Raw genomic sequence first — 22,486 nt, forward strand, 5'->3', positions numbered from 1 at the left:
CGCGCCCCGATCGAATTTCGCCAAAGCGCACTTCCTGCGGCACTGAATCTGCCGCTGATGGACGACGTCGAACGCGCCGCCGTCGGCACCTGCTATAAACGCCATGGTGCAGATGCGGCATTAGCGCTGGGCCATCAGTTAGTCAACGACGAGGTGCGGGAAAACCGTATCGCCGCATGGCGCGACGCCTGCTTACGTTATCCGCAGGGCTATCTGTGCTGCGCCCGCGGCGGCCAGCGCTCGCACATCGTGCAACAGTGGCTACATGAAGCCGGCATCGAATACCCGCTGATCGTCGGCGGCTACAAGGCACTGCGTCAGGCCGCCATCCAGCTCACCGAAGAGCTGGTTCAACGCCCGATAGTGCTGATTGGCGGCTGTACCGGTAACGGTAAAACCCAGCTGGTCTGCGCCCAGCCCGACGGCATCGATCTTGAGGGGCTCGCCCACCATCGCGGCTCGTCGTTCGGCCGCACGTTGCATGAACAGCACGCCCAGGCAACATTTGAAAACCACCTGTCGGTGGCGATGTTGAAAAAAGCCGGGCAGCATCGCCGCTGGGTGCTGGAAGATGAAGGACATATGATCGGCGCGAACCACCTGCCGGAATGCATGCGTGAGCGCATGGCGCAATCGCCGCTGGCGGTAGTGGAGGACCCGTTTGATATCCGCCTGGAACGCCTGCGGGAAGAGTATTTTGACCGTATGCACCGCGATTTTATTCAGGCTTACGGTGAAGAGAAAGGCTGGCAAGAGTACCGTGAATATCTGCACCATGGCCTGTTTGCCATTCGCCGTCGCCTGGGGCTACAGCGTTTTGCCCAACTCACTGCCCTGCTTGATGAGGCGTTGGCTTCGCAGCGGCGAAACGCTGCTACCGATGCCCATTTTGCCTGGCTGGTCCCGCTGTTGGAAGAGTATTACGACCCGATGTATCGCTATCAGTTGAGCAAAAAAGCGGAAAAAATTATCTTCCGCGGCAGCTGGAATGATGTCGCCTCCTGGCTGGCGAAGTAATCAAACGCCTTACTGCCCCGGCTTGCGGCGTCAACGCTTTAACCGGGCTACGTGTTCGCAGACGGCGGTGAACTGTAGCCCCGGTAAGCGCGGCGCCACCGGGGAATTGTCACAGCTTAGAAGTCGTAACGCAGACGCACCAGGTTCATATCTCCCAGATTGTCGGTGCTGGACGTAAAGACGTGCTCATAATCAACGCGGAAACCGTAATCCAGCTGGAAGCTGATCCCCAGACCGTTATCAATCCGCTGATAGTTGCGGCCATTCACGTACTGCAGACGGTCGCCCATAAAGTATGGCTGAATAGATTTCACCGCATACTGTCCAATCGGGAATTTATAACCGGCGAAGTACTCAATACCCCAGGCATCGCCCGCAAAGTAGTTATGGACATCGGTTTTCTTGGTGGTCAGGAAGTTCTGATACCAACCGCCGCCGAAGGAGAAGGTCCAGTTATCCGGCGTCCAGCTTAACGCGGTACCGACGATATTCTGGTCGTAAGATTTGCTGTCTGAACTGGATGGGTTACGCATATCGGCGCGAGTATAGTTCCACGCGGTGCCCCAGGTCAGATCCTTCATGATGTGGTAATCCGCGCCAATGGAGCCGCCACCTTTACGCTTATAGCGCAACCCGTTGCCCGGCAGATATTCGCTGTCTTCGAACAGATAAGAAGCGTAAAGATCGACATCACCAACATTTTTCTTATATTTCATCATATTACGAGAGCGATAGGAACCATCGTAATTACCGTTGATGCCGTTACCCGGAGCCTGGCCTATCATGTCATAATCCCAGACATCGGTTTTCACCCCGACAACATCGTAGTAAACGCTGTTCTGCTGACCGTAGGTTAATGTCCCCCAGGTGTTGCTCTTCAGCCCAGTGTATAACATGCGGCGGGTAGTATTATTGGCGCCTTCCGCATAGTGGTTATCCCAGTCAAACAGCGCCGGAATATTGACCCCCAACTCGTAATAGCTGATCCAGCTAATATCATCAAACAGATAATAATCAGCGGCGAAGCGGAAACGGGTCCCGCCATCAAACCCGTTACGCTTATAAGACCCTTTATCACCGTCGCCGGACATCATGTTGAACTGCGGACGAATACTCCCACCGACGGTAAAGTTCAGGCGGCTCAGCGGATCTCCGGCCTGCGGATCCTGTTTCAGTAACGTGATCTCCGCCTGGGATGCGAAAGAGGTTAATGCCAACGCTGCGCCGATCGTCATCGCCAGCGTTTTTATTTTATGTGCCATGCTTTTTCCTTGAGTAATAAACAACCTTATAGTTTCCAGGTGAATATTAACCGTGATTTGGCATGCCGTGTTATTGGGTTTTTAATCTTTCGTGCGATTTAAAATCAGCAAGTTACCATTTTGAGCCATTAAAAAATAAGTGATTATCATTTCATCGTGCTGTCATAAAAATGAAGTACTACCGCTCAGACATATCCATGGAGGGATCATGTCGAAAAGCGACTGCAGTGGCACTTTGCCTTTGACGGCCCTTCGGCAGCGAGATGTCGCGCCAGCCAGTCGCGCTGGCTGAGTCCATCCATCAGGAACCGGGGTTTATCTATAAGGTCTGGACTGAAAGCGAAAAGAACCGCGAGGCGGGCAGGATCGGTCTTTTCGAGAACGATGACAGCACCCTCGCTTACCTCAATAAGCATACCGCGCGCCTGAAATCACTCGGCGTGGATAAAGTTATCTGCAAAATTTTCGGCGTTAATGAACCGCTCACTGCGCTGAACCAAGGTCATCTGTAATAGCAACTCGCATCCGTAGCCCGGCTAAGCACAGCGCGAGCCGGGTGAAAACCCCGGGTCGCGGCTAACGCCTTACCCGGGCTACATAACTAAGGCTATCCCTGACTAAACTGGCGGAACAGCGCCTTCCCCTTTAGCAGACGCAGCCCCAGCCAGCCGCCGCATAATGACAGCAGCAGCGCGCCGCACAGCGGTAACATCACCCACAGTCGCCAGTCCGGCGTCCACGGAAAATCAAAGACTTTGGTTTGCAGTATCGCCAACGCCACCTCCGCGCCGATGGCCGCGACCATTCCGGAGACCACGCCCAGCAGCGCAAACTCCGCCCACAGCGTGGTGCGCAGCAGCAACTTTCCGGCCCCCAGCGTGCGCCAGACCACCAGCTCCTGATAGCGCTGGCGCATACCGACCTGAACCTGCGCCAGCAGCAGTAAAATGCCGCACGCGGTCACCAGCACCACCATCACCTCCAGCGCCCGGCTGACCTGCGTCAACACCTGGCCCACCTGACGGAGAATCGCGCCGATATCCAGCAGGCTGACGGTGGGGAATTCGCGGTTGAGCTGGGTTAGCATCCCGGTGCCGTTATCCCAGCGGAAACTGGTGAGCCAGCTTTGCGGCTGCCCGTCGAGCGCTCCCTGCGGGAAAATAAAGAAGAAGTTTGGCCGCAGACTCTCCCAGTCTACTTTGCGCACGCTGGACACTTTCGCGCTAAAGTCCTGGGTGTCCCCGGTAAAGGTCACGCTATCGCCGAGCTTGACGCCCAAACGCTGCGCCAGCCCCTCTTCAATCGATACTTCTCCCGCTGTCGGCGGCCAGCTTCCGGCCGCCAGAGGATTGTGATTCGGCCGCTCGCGGCTCCAGGTAAGGTTTAGCTCCCGATTCAATGCTTCATCTTTATTGCCCTCCGTTGCCTGACCGTTAATTTGCGTCAGGCGGGCGCGCACAATCGGGTAAAACTCGGTCGCTGTAACATGCTGTCCGGCGAGGAACGTTTTCACCGCAGCAACCTGCTCCGGCGCAATGTTGATCAAGAAGTAATTGGGGCTTTCCGGCGGCAGTTGCTGCTGCCAGCGATCCAGCAGATCGCCCCGCAGAACCAGCAGCAGGGCCAGCAGCATAAACGACAGCGAAAACGCCGCCAGTTGACTCAGGGTTGACCACGGCTGGCGCAGCAGACGGTTCACCGCCAGACGTAACGGTAGCGCTTTCAGCGTCAACCGCTTCAGCAGCCACAACAGCCCCCAGCCCAAAATGCCGCACAGCAGCGCCAGCACCACGGCACCAGCCAGCACCGCCCATAGCAGCGGGCTTCCCCCCATCAGCCAGGCCAGCAGAATCACCACCACCGTACACACCAGCGGAACATAGAATTTCAGCGGCCAGACGTTGGCAACGACATCCTGACGCAGAACCCGCAGCGGCAGGGTTGCCAGCAGCAGCCGATAAGGTCGCAGTCCCACCAACAGCGAAATCACCACCATCGCGCCGATCGCCCACAGCCATGGCCAGCCGCTGGCTGGCGGTAAGGCCGCCGGCAACACCGGTTTCAGCATTAACAGCAGAATCTGCTCTAGCCCCGCCCCCATCGCGCCGCCGGCCACCGCCGCCAGCGCCAGCAGCATCAGCCACTGGCCGACAATCAGCTTGCGCAGCTGCGCGCGTCCGGCGCCAAGGGTTTTGAGGATCGCCACCAGGTCATAGCGACTGCGGCAGTAATGGCTCATCGCCACCGCCACCGCGGCTACCGCCAGCAGCAGAGTGAGCAGCGCGGACAGCAGTAAAAACTGCTGCGAGCGCTCCAGTGATTTGCCTAAGGCGCTGTCGTCCTGCTCCAGGCCGATCCAACGATGTTCAGGCCCCAGCTTCGGCAGAAGCCACTTTTCATAGTCCGCCAGTTGCTGTGGGGTTCCGGCAAACTTATAGCCCCATGAGACGCGGCTGCCGGGCTGTACGGCGCCCGTCTTCGCTACGTCGGCGGTATTCATCATTAGCCGGGGGGCCATCTGGAAAGGATTGAACCCAGCATCCGGCTCTTGTATCACCTCGCCAGCAATGCGCAGCGTGGCGTCGCCGACATCAAGGGTATCGCCGGTTTTTAAGTTCAGCAGCGCCATCAGGCGCGGGGCCAGCAGCACTGTTCCGGCCTGTGGTTTCAGGCCCGGCGGCTGCGTGTCCAGCTTACCGTAAAGCGGATAGCGCTCATCCACCGCCTTCACGTCCGCCAGTTGCGGCGTATCGCCGGCAAAGGTCATGGTGGCGAAACTCAGCTGTTCGCCGATGGTTAAGCCCAGGCGTCGCGCTTCGTCAATCCATGCGCCCGGCACCTCACGTGAACTGCGCAACGTGCGGTCCCCGGCCATAAATTCCCGGCTCTGCTGACTGAGACCTTTCTCCATTCGATCGCTTATCGATCCCAGCGCCAGCACGCAGGCCACCGCCAGGCTCAGCGCCAGCCAGACGATTAACAACGAGGGCGAGCGCCATTCGCGCCAGAACCAGCGGGCAATCATGCTTCCTCCCGCAACTGACCGTCCACCAGACGCAGCCGCCGATCGCAGCGCGCCGCCAGCAGCGGATCGTGGGTCACCAGGATCAATGTGGTACCATGCTCTCGATTAAGGGAGAACAGCAGATCGGCAATTTTGTCGCCGGTATGGCGGTCAAGATTGCCGGTAGGCTCATCGGCAAACAGCAGCTCAGGCCGACCGTTAAATGCGCGGGCGAGCGCCACCCGCTGCTGCTCGCCGCCGGAAAGCTGCGCCGGCAGATGATGGAGACGTTTCCCCAGTCCCAACTGCTCCAGCAATGCCCGGGCGCTGCCACGGCTTTGGTTATCGCTCTCACCTCGGAGCAACGCCGGAAGCTCGACGTTTTCCAGAGCGTTAAGCGTTGGAATCAGCATAAATGACTGAAAGACAAAGCCAACGTGTTTAGCGCGCAGCCGCGCTCTCGCCTCTTCATCCATCGTATGCAGCGGCTGGCCAAGTAAAGAGACCTCGCCACTGCTGCCATCGTCCAGCCCGGCGAGTATCGCCAGCAACGTGGATTTACCCGAACCCGACTCACCAATCAGGGCGATGGTCTGCGCCGGTTTGACAACCAGCTCAACTCCGGTAAGGATGGAAAGCTGATGCTCTCCCTGACCGACGGACTTCTTAAGATGATGAACTTCAAGTATGTTTTCCGCTGGCATTTGCCTTTCCTGTTATTGATTTTTTTTGCCTGCCGCGCCATGGCCGCCGACAAGCTGTTGGTTCTTGGCGATAGCCTGAGCGCCGGTTATCGAATGGCCGCCAGCGCTGCCTGGCCTGCGCTACTCAACGATAAGTGGCAGGCCACAACGCCAGTCATCAACGCCAGCATCAGCGGCGACACCTCGCAGCAAGGGCTGGCCAGGCTCCCGGCCCTGCTCAAGCAGCATCAGCCGCGCTGGGTACTGGTCGAGCTGGGAGGCAACGACGGGCTGCGCGGCTTCCCGCCCGGGCAAACCGCGCAAACTCTGCGTACTGTTATTCAGGATATCAAAGCCGCCAACGCCCAACCGTTGTTGATGCAAATTCGCCTGCCCGCCAACTATGGCCGTCGTTATAATGAAGCCTTTAGCGCAATCTATCCGGCACTGGCCAAAGAGTTTGATATTCCTCTGCTGCCCTTTTTTATGGAAGAGGTCTATCTGAAACCCCAGTGGATGCAGGATGATGGCATCCATCCCAATCACGATGCCCAGCCTTTTATTGCCGACTGGATGGCAACCCGGCTGGCTCCCTTAGTTAATCATGACTCCTGATCTTCAGGCGTCTCTTGCAGGTAAAGTTATGCAAAAATCGGTTTTAGTGACAGGCTGTTCTAGCGGTATTGGTCTTGAAAGCGCCCTTGATTTAAAACGCCAGGGCTTTAACGTGCTGGCCGCCTGCCGTAAATCGGACGACGTGGCGCGGATGCAGGAACTCGGGCTGACCGGTATTTTGCTGGACCTCGACGATCCGCAAAGCGTTGAACACGCCGCGGCGGAGGTCATCGCCCTGACCAATAATCGCCTGTATGGGCTGTTTAATAATGCCGGATACGGCGTCTATGGTCCGCTCGCCACCATCAGCCGTCAGCAGATGGAGGCACAGTTTTCCGCCAACTTTTTTGGCGCACACCAGTTGACGATGTTACTCCTGCCAGCAATGGAGCCGCACGGTGAAGGGCGTATCGTCATGACCTCCTCGGTCATGGGGATCATCTCCAGCCCCGGTCGCGGCGCCTACGCGGCCAGCAAATATGCGCTGGAGGCCTGGTCCGATGCGCTGCGTATGGAGCTACGCTATAGCGGCATTAAGGTCAGCCTGATTGAGCCCGGTCCCATCACCACTCGTTTTACCACCAACGTCAACCAGACCCAGCGCGATAAGCCGGTGGAGAATCCCGGTATCGCCGCGCGCTTTACCCTCGGCCCGGAAGCGGTGGTGGAAAAAGTGCGCCATGCTTTTACCAGCGACAAACCGCAATTGCGCTATCCGGTGACGCTTGTCACCCACGCCGTGGCGCTGCTCAAACGCCTGCTGCCGACGCGACTGATGGACAAAATTATCCAGGGCTGAGTTGAAGCTCCGGCTGGCGCCCCCATGTATACCCAAAATCGACTAAAGAGATGCGCTCATGTCAGTACAGAATATTATCAATATTACCGAAGCTAACCTGCACCAGACGCTCGAGCAATCCGTTACGGCGCCGGTGCTGTTTTATTTCTGGTCAGCACGCAGCCAGCACTGCGAGCAGCTGACGCCGGTTCTGGAAGGGCTGGCTGCGCAATACAACGGGCAGTTTACGCTGGCGAAAGTGGACTGCGACGCTGAGCAGATGCTTGCCTCACAGTTTGGCCTGCGCTCTATCCCGACGGTTTATCTGTTCCAGAACGGCCAGCCGGTAGACGGCTTCGAAGGCCCGCAGCCGGAATCAGCCATCCGCGCGCTGCTGGATAAAGTTCTGCCCCGCGAAGAGGAACTCAAAGCTCAGCAGGCGCTGGCGCTGATGCAGGAAGAAAAATACCTTGAGGCTCTGCCGCTGCTGAAAGACGCGTGGCAAATGTCGAACCAGGACAGTCAGATTGGCCTGCTGCTGGCGGAAACGCTGATCGCGCTGCAGCGTTCCGACGACGCTGAAGCGGTGCTGAAAACCGTTCCGCTGCAGGATCAGGATACCCGCTATCAGGGGCTGGTCGCGCAGATTGAACTGCTGAAACAGGCGGCCGACACACCGGAAATTCAGCAACTGCAGCAGCAGGTAGAGCAGCATCCTGAAGACGCCGCGCTGGCCGCTCAGCTCGCGCTGCAACTGCATCAGGTTGGCCGCAATGAAGAGGCGCTGGCGCTGCTGTTCAGCCATTTGCAGACGGATTTAGGCGCTGGCGACGGCCAGGTACGCAAGATGTTGCAGGAGATCCTTGCCGCACTCGGTACCGGCGATGCCTTAGCGGCGAAGTACCGCCGCCGGCTCTATTCGCTGCTGTACTGATGGCAAAGATCCCGGCTCGCGCTGCGCTTAGCCGGGCTACAGATTCACTGCCGTCTGCGGGATCGTAGCCCGGATTAGGCGTCTGCCGCTATCCGGGGTTTTAACCCGCCTCGCGCGGCGCTTCGCCGGCTACAATTCACTGCTGTCTGTGGGAAACGCTTATGCGCGTTTTTTCAACTGCGTGACCACCAGCTGATGGCGGGCGTTAAAAAACTTCCGGTAGGTCAGATAGCCAGCGATGATCGTTGACAGACTGGCAGTAGACAGCAGCATAAAGGTCACCATAATCTGATACTTAATTGCCTTCACCGGATCAATCCCGGCGAAAATCAACCCTGACATCATACCGGGCAAACTCACCAGCCCCACCGTTTTGGCCGAGTCAATGGTCGGGATCAGCGATGCGCGAATACTGTCGCGAATTAACCCGGCGACCGCCATTTTCGGCGTTGCTCCCAGGCTGAGCTTCTCCTGAATCTGCTGCTGCTCGCTGCTAAACCGCTGCCCCATATTGTTGTAACACAGCCCGACTGCCACCATTGCGTTACCGGCCACCATCCCGGCTATCGGAATCACCTGCATCGGCACGAAAGCAATTGACCCGGAAAAAACCAGCACCGCCAGCGTCAACGCGGCGCCGGTGGTTATCGCGATAAATGAGGAGACAAAGGCCTTATCAATATATTTACTGCGCTTTTGCGCATTCCATGCCGCGTTAAAACAGATAAACAGCACCATAAGCAGCGTCAGTAGCGCGTGATTGACGTTAAAGATATATTTCAGGACGTAGCCGACAATAATCAGCTGCACCACCGCCCGACAGATACTCCAGACGATATCTTTTTCCAGCGCCAGTTTTTCCCGGTAGCTCACAATAATTGCCACCAGCACCAGCACCATCGAAAGCGCCAGCGATTCGTTGGTAATATTATGCCCGTTCATGAGACACCTCCTGAGCGCTGCCGCCAGCGGGCTGCAACGTAATCACCTCATCGGCATGGGCAATTTCATTACGATCGTGGGTGACCCACAGCACCGCAATATTTTTTTCCGTCACATAACGATGAATAATATCGTTGACGTTGTGTTTATTACTTTCGTCCAGCGCGCTGGTAATTTCATCGAGCAACAATACCTGGGGCAAAAATTGCAAATTACGGATCAGCGAAATCCGTTGTTTTTCTCCACCGGAAAGTTCATTGATTGATTTTTCCAGCGTATTTTCCGCAAGACCAAAGCGTTGTAAATCAGCGAGCAGCGCCGCAGGATCGGGCTGCTGACGGCGAATCTGCCAGGGAAAAATCAGATTGTCATAGACCGAGTCACCAAACAGGGCTGGGGTCTGCGCACAGTAGGAAACCTGCTGGCGGTAGGTTTCCGGCGAGAGCGTCGTAATATCGCGATCGGCAAAAAAAATCTGCCCTGCGGTAGGGCTCAGCAGCGAGGCAATAATTTTCAACAAGGTACTTTTTCCGCAGCCGGAAGGCCCGGTAATTAGCTTAAATTCTCCGGCCCGCAGCAGGAGGTTTATATTATTAAGAATGACCGTCTCGTCGACCTGAAAGCCAACATTCTCAAGACGCAAAATAGCGTTATTTTCCTTCATTATTGTTCCACTTTTTTCCCACAACCCAGCTAGTTTACTCCAGTTTGCTTTCGCCTGGATGAGGAGAAAGATATACTCAATTTAAACCCGCGTCATTTTTTCTGGCGCCTCATCAGGCAATAAAACAGGAGGTTTTTTGATGCTGATTTTTATCCCCGTACTCATTTTCGTCGCGCTGGTTGTCGTCATGGCCGGCGTCAAAATCGTCCCCCAGGGCTTCCAGTGGACCGTTGAGCGTTTCGGCCGCTACACCATGACGCTGCAGCCGGGTTTAAGCCTGGTGGTGCCATTTATGGATCGAATTGGTCGCAAGATTAATATGATGGAGCAGGTGCTTGATATTCCCTCCCAAGAGGTTATTTCACGCGATAACGCCAACGTCACCATTGATGCGGTATGCTTTATTCAGGTCATTGACGCGCCAAAAGCGGCTTATGAGGTCAGTAATTTACAGCAGGCGATCGTCAACCTGACGATGACCAATATTCGTACCGTTCTTGGCTCGATGGAACTTGACGAAATGCTCTCCCAGCGCGACAGCATTAACACCCGTCTGCTGCATATTGTCGATGAAGCGACAAATCCGTGGGGCGTCAAAATTACCCGCGTCGAAATTCGCGACGTGCGCCCGCCGGCTGAACTTATTGCCTCGATGAACGCCCAGATGAAAGCCGAACGAACCAAACGCGCCTATATTCTTGAAGCCGAAGGGATCCGCCAGGCAGAAATCCTTAAAGCCGAAGGCGAAAAGCAGTCGCAGATCCTGAAAGCGGAAGGGGAACGCCAGTCGGCATTCTTGCAAGCCGAGGCCCGCGAACGTTCTGCGGAAGCGGAAGCCCGCGCGACGCAGATGGTCTCCTCCGCTATCGCCTCCGGCGATATTCAGGCGATTAACTACTTTGTGGCCCAGAAATACACCGATGCGCTGCAGAAAATTGGCTCCGCCAATAACAGCAAAGTGGTGATGATGCCGCTCGATGCCAGCAGCCTGATGGGCTCCATCGCCGGTATCAGTGAGCTTATCAAAGAAGGTTCTGGCGAACGGAAAAAATCATGATCGCGCTCATTCTCACCCATCCGCATATTTTCTGGCTGAGCCTTGGCGGGCTCCTGCTGGCCGCTGAAATGCTGGGCGGTAACGGCTATCTGCTGTGGAGCGGTATCGCCGGCGTGGTCACCGGGCTTCTCGCCTGGGGGCTGCCCTTCGGCTGGGAGTGGCAAGGCACGTTGTTCGCCGCACTGACCTTGCTGGCCGCCTGGCTGTGGTCACACTGGCTGCGCAGGCAGGTCGCGCGCCAGAAACCGGCCGACGCGCAGCTCAACCAGCGCGGCAAGCAGCTGGTCGGCCGCGTCTTCATGCTGGAAAGCGCGCTGATCAACGGCCATGGCCACGTGCGCGTCGGCGACAGTTCGTGGCCGGTGGTGGCCGACGAGGATCTTGCCGCAGGCAGCCACGTAGAGGTCATGGCCGTCGAAGGCATTACGCTGCGAGTCCGGGCCACCGCGTCACGCCGCTAAGCCTGCACCTTGCGGTGGCAGCAGCCAGAAAGGTTGTCGATAATCGGGCAATCGGCGCTGTCATCGCCGGGGCAGGATTCCGCCAGCGCCAGAAGGTGCCTGCGCATATTTTGCAACTCGCTGATATGGTGCTCAATATCCGCAATTTTATCCAGCGTTCTGCGCTTAACGTCCGCACTGTGCCGCGATGGATCGTTAAACAGAAAGATCAGTTCGCGGCACTCCTCAAGATTAAACCCGACCTGCCGCGCCTGGCGCAGTAAGGTCAATTCATCCAGGTGCCGTTGACTGTAGCTGCGATAGCCGTTTTCGCTGCGCAGCGGCGGCGTGACCAGTCCCTTCTCTTCATAAAAGCGAATCGCTTTACTGGTTAAGCCGGTTTTTTTTGCCACATCGCTGATATTCACACGTCCTCCGTCGATTGGCGTCTACAGTACTTTATTATACTCCACTTCCCTCAAGTGCCTACCGGGAGACGCTTCAGGAAACAGTCCTTCTCTCAGCGTCGCACGTACAGGGCGTCATTTTCTGTAACAATTGCCTGTCATAAGTGATCGCTTTCGCAATCCTGACTCTTTCATCTTTCAATTCTACGCGGGTAGATCTATTAATCTGCGGGAGAAACACAATATCTACGCGAGTAGAACACGAAGAGTTAAACCTGCGACTTTTGTCGACAGCTTACTTCAAGGAGTTCTTATGAACACGTATTCATCCTCTGCTCCCCCGACTGACGGCCAGCAGGCTGCCCAGGAGCGCATGGAAACCCCCGAAGGGCGCCGCGAATTCTGGCGAGCGACGTTTTCCTGCTGGTTAGGTACCACGATGGAATATGCCGATTTTGCCCTCTACGGGCTTGCCGCCGGCATTATCTTTGGCGATGTCTTCTTCCCGCAGGCCACCCCAGTCATGGCGCTTCTCTCCAGCTTTGCCGCCTATTCGGTTGGTTTTGTTGCTCGTCCCATCGGGGCGCTGCTGTTTGGCTGGATAGGCGACCGGTACGGACGGAAAATTGTCATGGTGATCACCATCGGCCTGATGGGATTCTCAACCATGTTAATCGGCTTAATACCCAGCTACGCCCAAATTGGCATATGGGCGCCAGTGTGCCTGGTTATTCTGCGATTCTCTCAAGGACTGGGGGCCGGAGCAGAACTTTCTGGCGGCACGGTGATGCTTGGTGAATACGCCCCTGTTAAGCGCCGCGGGCTGGTCTCTTCCATTATCGCTCTCGGTTCCAACAGCGGCACCTTGCTCGCCTCTCTGGTCTGGCTCGTCGTTTTACAAATGGACAAGGAGGCGTTACTCAGTTGGGGATGGCGCATTCCTTTCCTCTGCAGCATTCTCATCGCCGCGACGGCACTGTTCATTCGCCGCCATATCCGTGAAACTCCGGTCTTTGAACGGCAAAAAGCGCTTCTCAAGGCCGAACGTGAAAAATCGCTGCGCCGCGGTCAGGCAATGAAACAGCACGACACCCGTAGCTTCTGGCGACGCACCCGAGCGTTCTGGACGATGGTCGGCTTACGCATCGGCGAAAATGGCCCTTCCTATCTCGCTCAGGGCTTTATCATTGGCTATGTCGCCAAGGTTCTGATGGTTGATAAATCGGTCCCGACGGTGGCGGTGTTTATCGCGTCGATTCTGGGATTCGCCATTATTCCGCTGGCAGGCTGGCTTTCCGATCGCTTCGGTAGACGCATCATCTATCGTTGGTTCTGTCTGTTACTGATCCTGTACGCATTTCCGGCCTTTATGCTGCTCGATTCCCGTGAGCCGTGGATTGTTATCCCCACCATCATTACCGGCATGGGGCTCGCTTCGCTGGGTATTTTCGGTGTCCAGGCGGCCTGGGGGGTTGAGCTTTTTGGCGTCACTAACCGCTATACCAAAATGGCCTTCGCCAAAGAGCTGGGGTCGATTATGTCGGGCGGGACCGCGCCGCTGGTGGCCTCGGCGTTGCTCTCGTTCTACGGGCACTGGTGGCCTATCGCAGTCTACTTCTCGCTGATGGCCGCCATCGGTCTGGTAACCACCTTTTTCGCGCCGGAAACGCGCGGACGGGATCTCAATTTACCTGAGGACGCCATTTGAGCCCGAAGAACAGGGGATGCGCGTTCTTTACCAAAGATTTTTGGCTTACAACACCTTATGCTGTGCGGAAAAGAGAATGCTCTGAACTCAACCAGGTAGGTGCTTCGTGACCCCATCACATTCACAACGCGTAACCCGTTCCGATGTCGCAAAGGAGGCGGGAACATCTGTCGCTGTCGTGAGTTACGTTATTAATAACGGTCCACGTCCCGTTGCCGAGGCAACCCGGCAGCGCGTGTTGCAGGCGATTAAGAAAACAGGTTACCGGCCTAATGGTATCGCCCGCGCGCTGGCCTCGGGGAGCACGCAAACTTACGGGCTTGTGGCCCCGGACATCTCAAACCCGTTTATTGCTTCCATGGCACACGCCCTGCAGCGCGAAGCGTTTGCTGATGGCAAGGTCCTCCTGCTAGGGGATGCGGGTGATAACAGCGGACGTGAGCGTGAACTGATCAACAACATGCTCAATCGCCAGGTCGACGGTCTGATTTATACCAGCGTTGATCGACACCCGTATATTGAGTTGATTGAGCAGAGCGGCACACCCTGCGTGATGTTAGATCGCGTCGATCCCGGATTAAACGTCAGCGTTATTCAGGTGGATGAACAACTGGCGGCCTGGCAGGTGACGAAACATCTTATCGACCACGGCTACCGCGATATCGGCATTATCTGCGGCCCGCGTGAAATGCTCAACACCCAGGATCGTATTCGCGGATGGCAGTTAGCACTGGAAGAAGCGTCGCTTGCGGTCACTGCTGGCTGGATTTTTTCGACCAACTATACGCGGGCAGGAGGCTATGAAGCGACAAAGCGTATGCTGCAGGGTAAGCCTCCGCGCGCGCTGTTCGCCACCAATGAGCAGCAGGCGCTCGGCTGCTTACGCGCGCTGGCAGAGCACGGGCTGCGTGTGCCGCAGGATGTGGCGCTGGTCTGCTTTAACGGCACACAAGAATCGGCTTACAACGTCCCTTCCTTAACGGCCGTCCGCCAGCCCGTCGACAAAATGGCCCGGGCGGCGATCGACATGTTGAAAAACTGGGACGGCAAGGTTCGCCGCGTTGAATTTGAGTTTTATTTACGAGTGGGAGAGTCGTGTGGCTGCCAGGGACATGAAGTACAACCTGAGACAAGATGAAAATGAATCCATGCGCGTGATTATCGACTGCGACCCGGGGAACGGTGTTCCGGGCGCCAATATCGATGACGGCCTGGCGCTGGCGCTGGCGATTGCCGCACCGCAAATCACTCTGGAAATGATCACCACCGTGGCAGGCAATACGCCGGTAGAAACCGGCTATGCCGTCGCCAGAGACCTTGTCCAGCAGTTGGGGCTCCCGATTCTGGTCTACCGCGGCGCGACCCGCGCCCTCAGAGAAGACCCGCAGCCCTGGCGCGAAAAACTCGATCATGGCGTGGATCGCTTTGGCTTACGCCAGCTATGGTCGGACGTCCCCGTCCCGCCAACGTGCCAGACCGTGCAGCCGCTGGCGCCTCAGGCCATTGGCGAACTGATCTGCAACCACCCCGGCGAGATAACGCTCATCGCCACCGGGCCACTCACGAATGTGGCGATAGCGCTGCAACTCTATCCCGAGATCGTTCATAGGGTTAAAAACATCGTGATCATGGGTGGGGTGTTCAACGTTGCGGGCTATATAAAGGACACCAATTTTGGTTTGGATCCCGAGGCGGCACACGCCGTACTCACCAGCGGCGCACCTGTCACGTTAGTACCGATGGATGTCACCACGAAAACGCAAATGCTCCATAGCGATCTGGATCGTCTGACGGCGGTAGAAAACGTGCTTAGCCGTTATCTGGCCCGGACTATTCGCCCGTGGATCACCTATTCAATGCAGACCCGAAACCTGCCCGGTTGTTGGATCCACGATGTTTTAACCGTTGCCTGGTTACTTGATCCGACGATGGCGACGACGACAAAAGATTACCTTGACGTCTCCCTGGAAGGCATTACTCGCGGTATGACCTGCCGCTATGGACGTGACGGCCTGCGCCTGGACGTAGGTGTTCCCGAGCCGCAGGGCGCGACAATACGCATCCTCGAAAGTATCGATAACAACCATCTTCTGACGCTGCTCGAACACTATATTCACCGTTACCGCGCCTAGCATGCCGGCGCTGGCAAGAGGAATACCATGCGCTTCACGGGCAGGGTTTTGCGGAGGAAAAATGAATACGTTGGCGCTCATCTTCTCTGGCGAAGGAGAATCTGTTTTCATTACGCTATGCAAAATTGGCGTGGCTTTTATTCTCGGTGGAATCATTGGCCTGGAGAGAGAGTCGAAAGGTAAACCGGTTGGCTTTAAAACCTGCGTGATTATTTCCGTAGCCAGTTGCGTCCTGACGATTGTCTCGATCCAGTCCGCGGAGTATTACGCTGAGATCTCCGCCAACATCCGCAGCGATCCTATGCGCCTGGCGGCACAGATCATCAGCGGCGTCGGGTTTCTCGGCGCGGGCGTGATCCTCCACCGCCATGATGATGCGATTTCCGGGCTGACGACAGCGGCAATAGTATGGGCTTCGTCAGGGGTAGGCATTACCAGCGGCGCCGGTTTTTATCTGCATGCCCTTCTCGCGACGGGATTATTTCTGCTGGCGATCAAACTCAGTTATTTAGTCATTTTTTTACAAACTCAAAATCAGTCACCAGGTAAAGTGAAAATCCGTATTATTCTTGCTGAAAAAGCCGGTCTGAAAACGCTAATAGCGAATATTACGCAGCAAAAAAATATTATCGAAACCATCACGATTCGTGATTTAAAAAAGGGAAAAATAGAGGTCAATCTCAAGGTGGTGATTAGAAAAAAAATGACCTTGCCCGAACTGTACAGTAGCCTTTCCGCTCTGGAACACGTCTGCGCGATTGCGCTGGAACACTAACAACGCCGTCGCAAATAAACCCCTTGACCTTCCCCTTGCTGGAAGGTTTAACCTTTATCACAGTCAATTATCCCTGTCATAAAGGAGTGTGTTATGTCTCAAACTATCGACCTGGCCCTGGACGGTTTGTCCTGCGGCCACTGCGTCAAACGCGTGAAAGAAAGTCTTGAACAACGCCCGGACGTTGAGCTGGCGGAAGTCACCGTCACTGAAGCGCACGTCACCGGTAGCGCCAGTGCAGAAGCGCTTATCGACACAATCAAGCAGGCCGGTTACGGCGCAGAGTTAAGCCACCCAAAGGCTAAACCGCTGGCGGAGTCATTAATCCCGTCGGAAGCACTGACAGCGGTCTCTTCTGAGCTTCCGGCAGCGACGGCTGATGATGAAAGCCAACAGCTGCTGTTAAGCGGCATGAGCTGCGCCAGCTGTGTTTCCCGGGTACAAAACGCGCTGCAAAGCGTACCGGGCGTCACGCAGGCACGGGTAAACCTCGCGGAACGCACTGCGCTGGTTATGGGCAGCGCGTCCGCCGCAGAATTAGTCCAGGCGGTGGAGAAGGCAGGCTACGGCGCAGAAGCGATCGAAGATGATCAGCTACGCCGCGAACGCCAGCAGGAAACCGCTATCGCCACCATGAAACGCTTCCGCTGGCAAGCGATTGTTGCGCTTCTGGTGGGGGTGCCGGTCATGGTCTGGGGCATGATCGGTGACAATATGATGGTCAGCGATGATAACCGTTCGCTGTGGCTGGTTATCGGGCTGGTCACCCTGGCGGTAATGGTCTTCGCCGGCGGCCATTTCTATCGCAGCGCATGGAAAAGCCTGCAAAATGGTACCGCCACCATGGATACACTGGTGGCGCTGGGAACCGGCGTCGCATGGCTCTATTCCATGAGCGTCAACCTGTGGCCACAGTGGTTCCCGATGGAGGCTCGCCATCTCTACTATGAAGCCAGCGCGATGATTATCGGTTTAATTAACCTCGGTCATATGCTGGAAGCCCGCGCCCGTCAGCGCTCCTCAAAAGCGCTGGAAAAACTGCTCGACCTGACGCCGCCGTCGGCGCGGATTGTCACCGAAGAGGGTGAGAAAAGCGTGCCGCTGGCGGAAGTTCAGCCGGGGATGCTCCTGCGTCTGACTACCGGCGACCGGGTTCCGGTGGACGGTGTGATAAGCCATGGCGAAGCCTGGCTGGATGAGGCGATGCTGACCGGTGAACCCATTCCACAACCCAAAGCAGAGGGCGATACGCTGCATGCCGGTACGGTGGTCCAGGATGGCAGCGTTCTGTTTACCGCCAGCGCCGTCGGTAGCCAGACGACACTGGCCCGTATCATCCGCATGGTGCGTCAAGCGCAAAGCAGCAAACCGGAAATCGGCCAGCTGGCGGATAAAATCTCCGCCGTGTTCGTGCCAGCCGTGGTGGCTATCGCCCTGTTCAGTGCGGCAATCTGGTACTTCTTCGGGCCGGCACCGCAAATTGTCTATACCCTGGTGATTGCGACCACGGTGCTGATTATCGCCTGTCCTTGTGCGTTGGGTCTGGCGACGCCAATGTCAATCATCTCCGGCGTGGGTCGCGCGGCGGAATATGGCGTACTGGTTCGCGATGCCGATGCGCTCCAGCGCGCCAGCCAACTCGATACCCTTGTCTTTGATAAAACGGGCACCCTGACCGAAGGTAAACCGCAGGTGGTGGCGGTAAAAACCTTTACCGATGTTGATGAGCCCACCGCGCTACGTTTCGCAGCAGCGCTGGAGCAAGGCTCCAGCCACCCGCTGGCGCGGGCGATCATCGAGAAAGCCGCCACGAGTCTGCTGCCGGTCGTCAACAACTTCCGTACCCTGCGCGGACTCGGCATCAGCGGCGAAGCTGAAGGTCATGCCCTGTTGCTCGGTAACCAGGCGCTGCTTAACGAGCAACAGGTTGCTACCGCCGCCATAGAAAGCGAGATCGCCGCCCAGGCATCGCAAGGAACAACGCCGGTGCTGCTGGCGATCGATGGCCAGGTCGCCGCACTGTTCGCGATTCGCGACCCGTTGCGCAGTGATAGCGTCGCTGCGCTGGCTCGCCTGCACCGCCAGGGCTATCGTCTGGTGATGTTGACCGGGGATAATCCAACGACCGCCAACGCGATTGCCAAAGAAGCGGGCATCGACGAAGTCATCGCCGGCGTGCTGCCGGACGGCAAAGCTGACGCCATCAAGCGCCTGCAAAGCCAGGGGCATCAGGTGGCGATGGTTGGTGATGGCATCAACGACGCGCCGGCGCTGGCTCAGGCCGACGTTGGGATTGCCATGGGCGGCGGGAGCGATGTTGCCATTGAGACGGCGGCTATCACCCTGATGCGCCATAGTCTGAACGGTGTGGCGGACGCGCTGGCGATTGCCAAAGCCACGCTGCGCAACATGAAGCAGAACCTGCTGGGCGCCTTTGTCTACAACTCGCTGGGGATCCCCATCGCCGCCGGGATCTTATGGCCGCTGACCGGAACTCTACTTAACCCAGTGGTAGCCGGTGCCGCCATGGCGCTCTCTTCCATTACCGTGGTCAGCAACGCAAACCGGCTGCTGCGCTTTAAACCGAAAGACTAGATGTTATGACCCATACGCGCTAGCATGAAGGCTTCACACTATGGAGCGCGTATGGGCCTGTTAAACCGAATAAAAATGCTGTGGCGTGCCACCGTCGGCGCGTCTTATTCCTGGCCCGCAGTGGATATTACCCTTCCCGGAGAGCGCTATTTGCATCTGGTCGGCAGTATTCATATGGGTACCCGCGATATGTCCCCTCCTCCCGCCAGGCTGCTGAAAAAAATTCGTCAGGCCGACGCCCTCATCGTTGAGGCGGATGTTACCGGGAGCGAAACCCCCTTTGCCGATCTCCCCGCCTGCCCGCCGCTGGCTGAACGTTTAAGTCCGCAGCAACTCGTCGAACTGGAAAGCCGGGCCGCGGAGCTCGGCCTGTCGACAACACCGTTTGACAGCCAGCCGCTCTGGCAGGTCGCTATGGTCTTGCAGGCAACGCAGGCTCAGAAGCTCGGGCTGCGTGCGGATTACGGTATTGACTACCAGCTGTTGATGGCCGCGCGTGAGAGCAATGTGCGGATAATGGAGCTTGAAGGAACCGACAGCCAGATAGCGCTGCTGCGTAACCTTCCCGATGGCGGACTGGCGCTGCTGGAAGATACGTTGACCCACTGGCGCACGAACGCCCGTCTTTTGCAGGTGATGATCGGCTGGTGGCTGGAGCATGCGCCCGCCAAAGGTGTCACCACGCTGCCGACAACCTTTAGCCAGTCGCTGTACGATGTGCTCATGCACCAGCGTAACCAGGCATGGCGCGAGACGCTGCTGGCGCTGCCTCCGGGGCGCTATGTTGTCGCCGTCGGTGCGCTGCATTTATACGGTGAAGGGAATCTGCCTGATATGCTGACGTAAAAAAATGGCCAATATTTCTATTGGCCCGTCAAAGAGGAATTTCATCATTATTATTATCCCGGAATTTGCATTCCGGATCGTTCGATTGTCGCTCAAAGTGACCATCACTGCCAATACTATTGCGCAAGATGGTACTATTTTTTACACATTCAACAGGCGTATGCTGACAGCACGTGAGATCGGTTGGTAAGTAAGAAGGATAAGTATGACTCCCGCCGTTAAGTTACTCGAAAAAAACAAAATTGCTTTTAAGATCCACAGCTACGATCACGATCCCAATGAAACCAACTTCGGTGACGAAGTGGTACGCAAACTGGGGCTCAACGCAGACCAGGTTTATAAGACGCTGCTGGTCGCGGTCAACGGGGATATGAAACATCTGGCCGTGGCGGTGACGCCGGTAGCCGGGCAGTTGGATTTGAAAAAAGTCGCCAAAGCCCTCGGTGCGAAGAAGGTGGACATGGCAGATCCCATGGTCGCCCAGCGTACGACGGGCTATCTGGTCGGCGGCATCAGCCCGCTCGGACAGAAGAAACGGCTACCCACGCTGATTGATGCTCCGGCCCAGGCGTTTAACGCCATTTATATTTCTGGCGGCAAGCGCGGGCTGGATATTGAACTGGCGGCCAGCGATTTAGCGAAGATTCTCGACGCGAAATTCGCCGATATCGCCCGCCGCGATTAATCGCGCCTCAGCGTCGATAGACCGATAAAGCGGGGCAATCCCAAAGGCGGCGCGTGGCGTCTGACCGGGCTACCTGGCCACCCAATCGTGGCGAATCCGTAGCCCGGTCAGCGTAGCGCCACCGGGAAATCCTTACGCGTTACTGCCAGCTCACCTCGCCTTTCGGCTCGTAGGCGGCCGCATCCAGCGGTGAGTTTTTCTGGATATACTCTTTCAACACTTCGGCATCGATAAACCCGGTGTTTACATAACCCGGTTTAGTGTCGATATGCGGATAGCCGTCACCGCCGGTCCCGTTAAAGCTCAACGTCGCCATTCGGTAGGTCTTTGTCGGATCGACCGGTTCGCCTTTGATTTTCAGATCATTCAGCTTGCCATCTTTCGCCACGAAACTGACGTTAGCGAACTGCGGATAGGCGCCGGAGTCTGGTTTCATCTGCGCCACGGCGGTCAGATAGTCCGTTACTTCCTTGCCGCTCATATCGACATACACCAGCACGTTACCGAACGGCTGCACTTTCATGACATCTTTATAGGTAATCTCCCCGGCTTCGATGGAGTCGCGAATACCGCCGCCGCTCATCACCGCAAAATCGGCATTGCTACGCGCCATTTGCGCCGCCAACAGCAGGTGTCCCATATTGGTCTGCATGAAACGCACCTTGCTGCGATCGCCTTCAAGATGCCCATTCACACTGCCAATTTTGACCTGAAGCTGCGCTTTTCCTTTATTCTGGAATGGCGTCAGCAGCGACATCATCTGCGGGTTTTCCGGGATTTGCGGCGTATAGAGCACCCGTTCGCTCTGGCCGTTATCATAGGTCACCTTCTTCTTCAGGTTGACCGGGATCAGCTGATAGTGTACCAGCTTCATCTCGCCGTTGCGGAACTCAAAATCGGCGCGGCCGACATATTTCCCCCACTCATGCGCCTGAACAATCCAGATGCCATTCTGTCTGTCCGGCGCGCACGGCGTGCCCGGTACATAATCGACCTGTTTTTTATTCTCTGAAGCCATACAGACCGGATCCTGCGAATGGCCACCGACGATCATCGCCAACGATCCAGCCGGCAGGCTGCGCGCCATTTCGACATCGCCAGGGGCGTTAGAGCCATGGTTTCCGTTGTCGTAATGGCCCATGTGGGTGGTTGCCAGAATCACATCCGGTTTTTCATTTTGCTGCAGTTCCTGGATAACCAGTTTGGCCTCGTCTGCCGGTTTGCGGAATTCGATGTCGGTGAAATATTCCGGATTACCTATCTTCGCCGTGTCATCGGTAGTCAGGCCAATGACCGCAATTTTTAAGCCCCCGCGTTTAAACAGCGCCCAGGGTTTAAACAGACGCTCACCGGTGCTTTTTTGGTAGATATTGGCGGAGAGGAACGGAAACTTTGACCACTTTTCCTGCTGGCGTAACACGCTGATCGGGTTATCAAACTCATGGTTACCTACCGCCATCGCATCGTAACCAATCAGGTTCATACCGCGAAAATCCGGCTCCGCATCCTGTAAATCTGATTCCGGCACGCCGGTATTAATATCGCCGCCGGATAACAACAGAACGCTGCCGCCCTCAGCGGCGACCTCTTTGCGAATCCCGTCGACCAGGGTCTTTTGCGCCGCCAGACCATATTCGCCGTAATCATTACGCCAGAAGTGCCCATGGTGATCGTTGGTATGCAGGATGGTGATTTTATAAGTTTTATCCTGCTCATAAGCCTGTGCGGATAAGCTTCCCAAAGACAGCGCGGTAAATAGCCCCAGCGCCACCGCTCGTTTTAAAAAATGCATATTTCTCTCCCTGACTTAATAAACAAGTGCCGAAAGTATAGCGAGTTACGTCGACAGACAAATATGTTTTCGGCATTGAGTCTTCCTTCAAACCTCAGGGACAGGTATGTTAGTCAGATAATAATTCCATCTGCATCCACAATAACACGC

The 22,486-nt window shown here is 56.4% G+C and carries 20 protein-coding genes and 1 pseudogene; 14 read left to right on the forward strand and 7 right to left on the reverse strand.

Annotated features, from left to right (window positions below; translation table 11 throughout):
• Nucleotides 1-1,017 (forward strand): tRNA 2-selenouridine(34) synthase MnmH (gene mnmH, locus ACZAHD_RS10900; RefSeq protein ID WP_462456782.1); only part of this gene is annotated, 1,017 nt, incomplete at its 5' end.
• 116 nt (nt 1,018-1,133) lie between these two features.
• On the opposite strand, the gene ACZAHD_RS10905 is transcribed toward mnmH, so the two are convergent.
• On the reverse strand, nt 1,134-2,279 hold the full coding sequence (locus ACZAHD_RS10905) for a porin (RefSeq protein WP_462456783.1): 1,146 nt from the start codon (nt 2,277-2,279) through the stop codon (nt 1,134-1,136).
• A 222-nt stretch (nt 2,280-2,501) separates the two neighbouring features.
• On the opposite strand from ACZAHD_RS10905, the pseudogene ACZAHD_RS10910 reads away from it, so the two are divergent.
• Nucleotides 2,502-2,791, forward strand: a pseudogene (locus ACZAHD_RS10910) (monooxygenase).
• A 95-nt stretch (nt 2,792-2,886) separates the two neighbouring features.
• Here ACZAHD_RS10910 and ybbP read toward each other — a convergent pair.
• Together ybbP and ybbA are read right to left on the reverse strand one after the other, a co-directional pair.
• Nucleotides 2,887-5,304, reverse strand: a complete 2,418-nt coding sequence (ybbP, locus tag ACZAHD_RS10915; protein WP_462456784.1) for a putative ABC transporter permease subunit YbbP — start codon at nt 5,302-5,304, stop codon at nt 2,887-2,889.
• The gene (ybbA, locus tag ACZAHD_RS10920) at nt 5,301-5,987 is read right to left on the reverse strand and encodes a putative ABC transporter ATP-binding protein YbbA (RefSeq protein WP_100683202.1); all 687 of its coding nucleotides are present in this window, start codon (nt 5,985-5,987) and stop codon (nt 5,301-5,303) included. The genes ybbP and ybbA overlap by 4 nt, the downstream gene beginning before the upstream one ends.
• Here ybbA and tesA point away from each other — a divergent pair.
• The 3 genes from tesA to ACZAHD_RS10935 are packed head-to-tail and all read left to right on the forward strand — an operon-like array spanning nt 5,958 to nt 8,293.
• A complete protein-coding gene (gene tesA, locus ACZAHD_RS10925) occupies nt 5,958-6,581 on the forward strand; it encodes a multifunctional acyl-CoA thioesterase I/protease I/lysophospholipase L1 (RefSeq protein WP_462456802.1) in 624 nt (207 codons plus the stop codon). The two genes, ybbA and tesA, sit on opposite strands and share 30 nt — an antisense overlap.
• On the forward strand, nt 6,571-7,380 hold the full coding sequence (locus ACZAHD_RS10930) for an SDR family oxidoreductase (RefSeq protein WP_462456785.1): 810 nt from the start codon (nt 6,571-6,573) through the stop codon (nt 7,378-7,380). The genes tesA and ACZAHD_RS10930 overlap by 11 nt, the downstream gene beginning before the upstream one ends.
• Before the next feature lie 58 nt (nt 7,381-7,438).
• Complete coding sequence (locus ACZAHD_RS10935; protein WP_462456786.1) at nt 7,439-8,293, forward strand: co-chaperone YbbN; 855 nt, start codon at nt 7,439-7,441, stop codon at nt 8,291-8,293.
• Nucleotides 8,294-8,452: 159 nt separating this feature from the next.
• On the opposite strand, the gene fetB is transcribed toward ACZAHD_RS10935, so the two are convergent.
• Together fetB and fetA are read right to left on the reverse strand one after the other, a co-directional pair.
• Nucleotides 8,453-9,235: an iron efflux ABC transporter permease subunit FetB gene (gene fetB / locus ACZAHD_RS10940; RefSeq protein WP_462456787.1), complete on the reverse strand. Its 783-nt coding sequence runs from the start codon at nt 9,233-9,235 to the stop codon at nt 8,453-8,455.
• Complete coding sequence (gene fetA / locus ACZAHD_RS10945; protein ID WP_462456788.1) at nt 9,222-9,899, reverse strand: iron efflux ABC transporter ATP-binding subunit FetA; 678 nt, start codon at nt 9,897-9,899, stop codon at nt 9,222-9,224. The genes fetB and fetA overlap by 14 nt, the downstream gene beginning before the upstream one ends.
• 139 nt (nt 9,900-10,038) lie before the next feature.
• On the opposite strand from fetA, the gene ACZAHD_RS10950 reads away from it, so the two are divergent.
• Nucleotides 10,039-10,956 (forward strand): SPFH domain-containing protein, encoded by a 918-nt coding sequence (locus ACZAHD_RS10950; protein ID WP_004858844.1) that lies wholly within the window; start codon nt 10,039-10,041, stop codon nt 10,954-10,956.
• On the forward strand, nt 10,953-11,417 hold the full coding sequence (locus tag ACZAHD_RS10955; protein WP_462456789.1) for an NfeD family protein: 465 nt from the start codon (nt 10,953-10,955) through the stop codon (nt 11,415-11,417). The genes ACZAHD_RS10950 and ACZAHD_RS10955 overlap by 4 nt, the downstream gene beginning before the upstream one ends.
• Here ACZAHD_RS10955 and cueR read toward each other — a convergent pair.
• Nucleotides 11,414-11,824, reverse strand: coding sequence for a Cu(I)-responsive transcriptional regulator (gene cueR / locus ACZAHD_RS10960; protein WP_462456790.1), 411 nt, complete (start codon nt 11,822-11,824; stop codon nt 11,414-11,416). The two genes, ACZAHD_RS10955 and cueR, sit on opposite strands and share 4 nt — an antisense overlap.
• 292 nt (nt 11,825-12,116) lie before the next feature.
• On the opposite strand from cueR, the gene ACZAHD_RS10965 reads away from it, so the two are divergent.
• The 7 genes from ACZAHD_RS10965 (at nt 12,117) to ybaK (ending at nt 20,544) form a co-directional block, all read left to right on the forward strand.
• The gene (locus ACZAHD_RS10965; protein WP_462456791.1) at nt 12,117-13,511 is read left to right on the forward strand and encodes an MFS transporter; all 1,395 of its coding nucleotides are present in this window, start codon (nt 12,117-12,119) and stop codon (nt 13,509-13,511) included.
• Between the two features lie 106 nt (nt 13,512-13,617).
• Entirely contained in the window at nt 13,618-14,649 is a 1,032-nt protein-coding gene (locus ACZAHD_RS10970; RefSeq protein WP_462456792.1) for a LacI family DNA-binding transcriptional regulator, read from the forward strand.
• Between the two features lie 10 nt (nt 14,650-14,659).
• On the forward strand, nt 14,660-15,643 hold the full coding sequence (locus ACZAHD_RS10975; RefSeq protein ID WP_462456803.1) for a nucleoside hydrolase: 984 nt from the start codon (nt 14,660-14,662) through the stop codon (nt 15,641-15,643).
• 61 nt (nt 15,644-15,704) lie between these two features.
• Nucleotides 15,705-16,418, forward strand: coding sequence for an MgtC/SapB family protein (locus tag ACZAHD_RS10980; RefSeq protein ID WP_462456793.1), 714 nt, complete (start codon nt 15,705-15,707; stop codon nt 16,416-16,418).
• Nucleotides 16,419-16,511: 93 nt separating this feature from the next.
• Nucleotides 16,512-19,013: a copper-exporting P-type ATPase CopA gene (gene copA / locus ACZAHD_RS10985; RefSeq protein WP_462456794.1), complete on the forward strand. Its 2,502-nt coding sequence runs from the start codon at nt 16,512-16,514 to the stop codon at nt 19,011-19,013.
• Between the two features lie 51 nt (nt 19,014-19,064).
• The gene (locus ACZAHD_RS10990; protein WP_462456795.1) at nt 19,065-19,859 is read left to right on the forward strand and encodes a TraB/GumN family protein; all 795 of its coding nucleotides are present in this window, start codon (nt 19,065-19,067) and stop codon (nt 19,857-19,859) included.
• Nucleotides 19,860-20,064: 205 nt separating this feature from the next.
• Nucleotides 20,065-20,544, forward strand: coding sequence for a Cys-tRNA(Pro)/Cys-tRNA(Cys) deacylase YbaK (gene ybaK / locus ACZAHD_RS10995; RefSeq protein WP_004858826.1), 480 nt, complete (start codon nt 20,065-20,067; stop codon nt 20,542-20,544).
• Between the two features lie 139 nt (nt 20,545-20,683).
• Here ybaK and ushA read toward each other — a convergent pair whose 3' ends face one another.
• On the reverse strand, nt 20,684-22,336 hold the full coding sequence (gene ushA / locus ACZAHD_RS11000; protein WP_462456796.1) for a bifunctional UDP-sugar hydrolase/5'-nucleotidase UshA: 1,653 nt from the start codon (nt 22,334-22,336) through the stop codon (nt 20,684-20,686).
• Between the last annotated feature and the right edge of the window lie 150 nt (nt 22,337-22,486).

This window comes from Raoultella sp., assembly GCF_039594335.1.
GTDB lineage: Bacteria > Pseudomonadota > Gammaproteobacteria > Enterobacterales > Enterobacteriaceae > Klebsiella.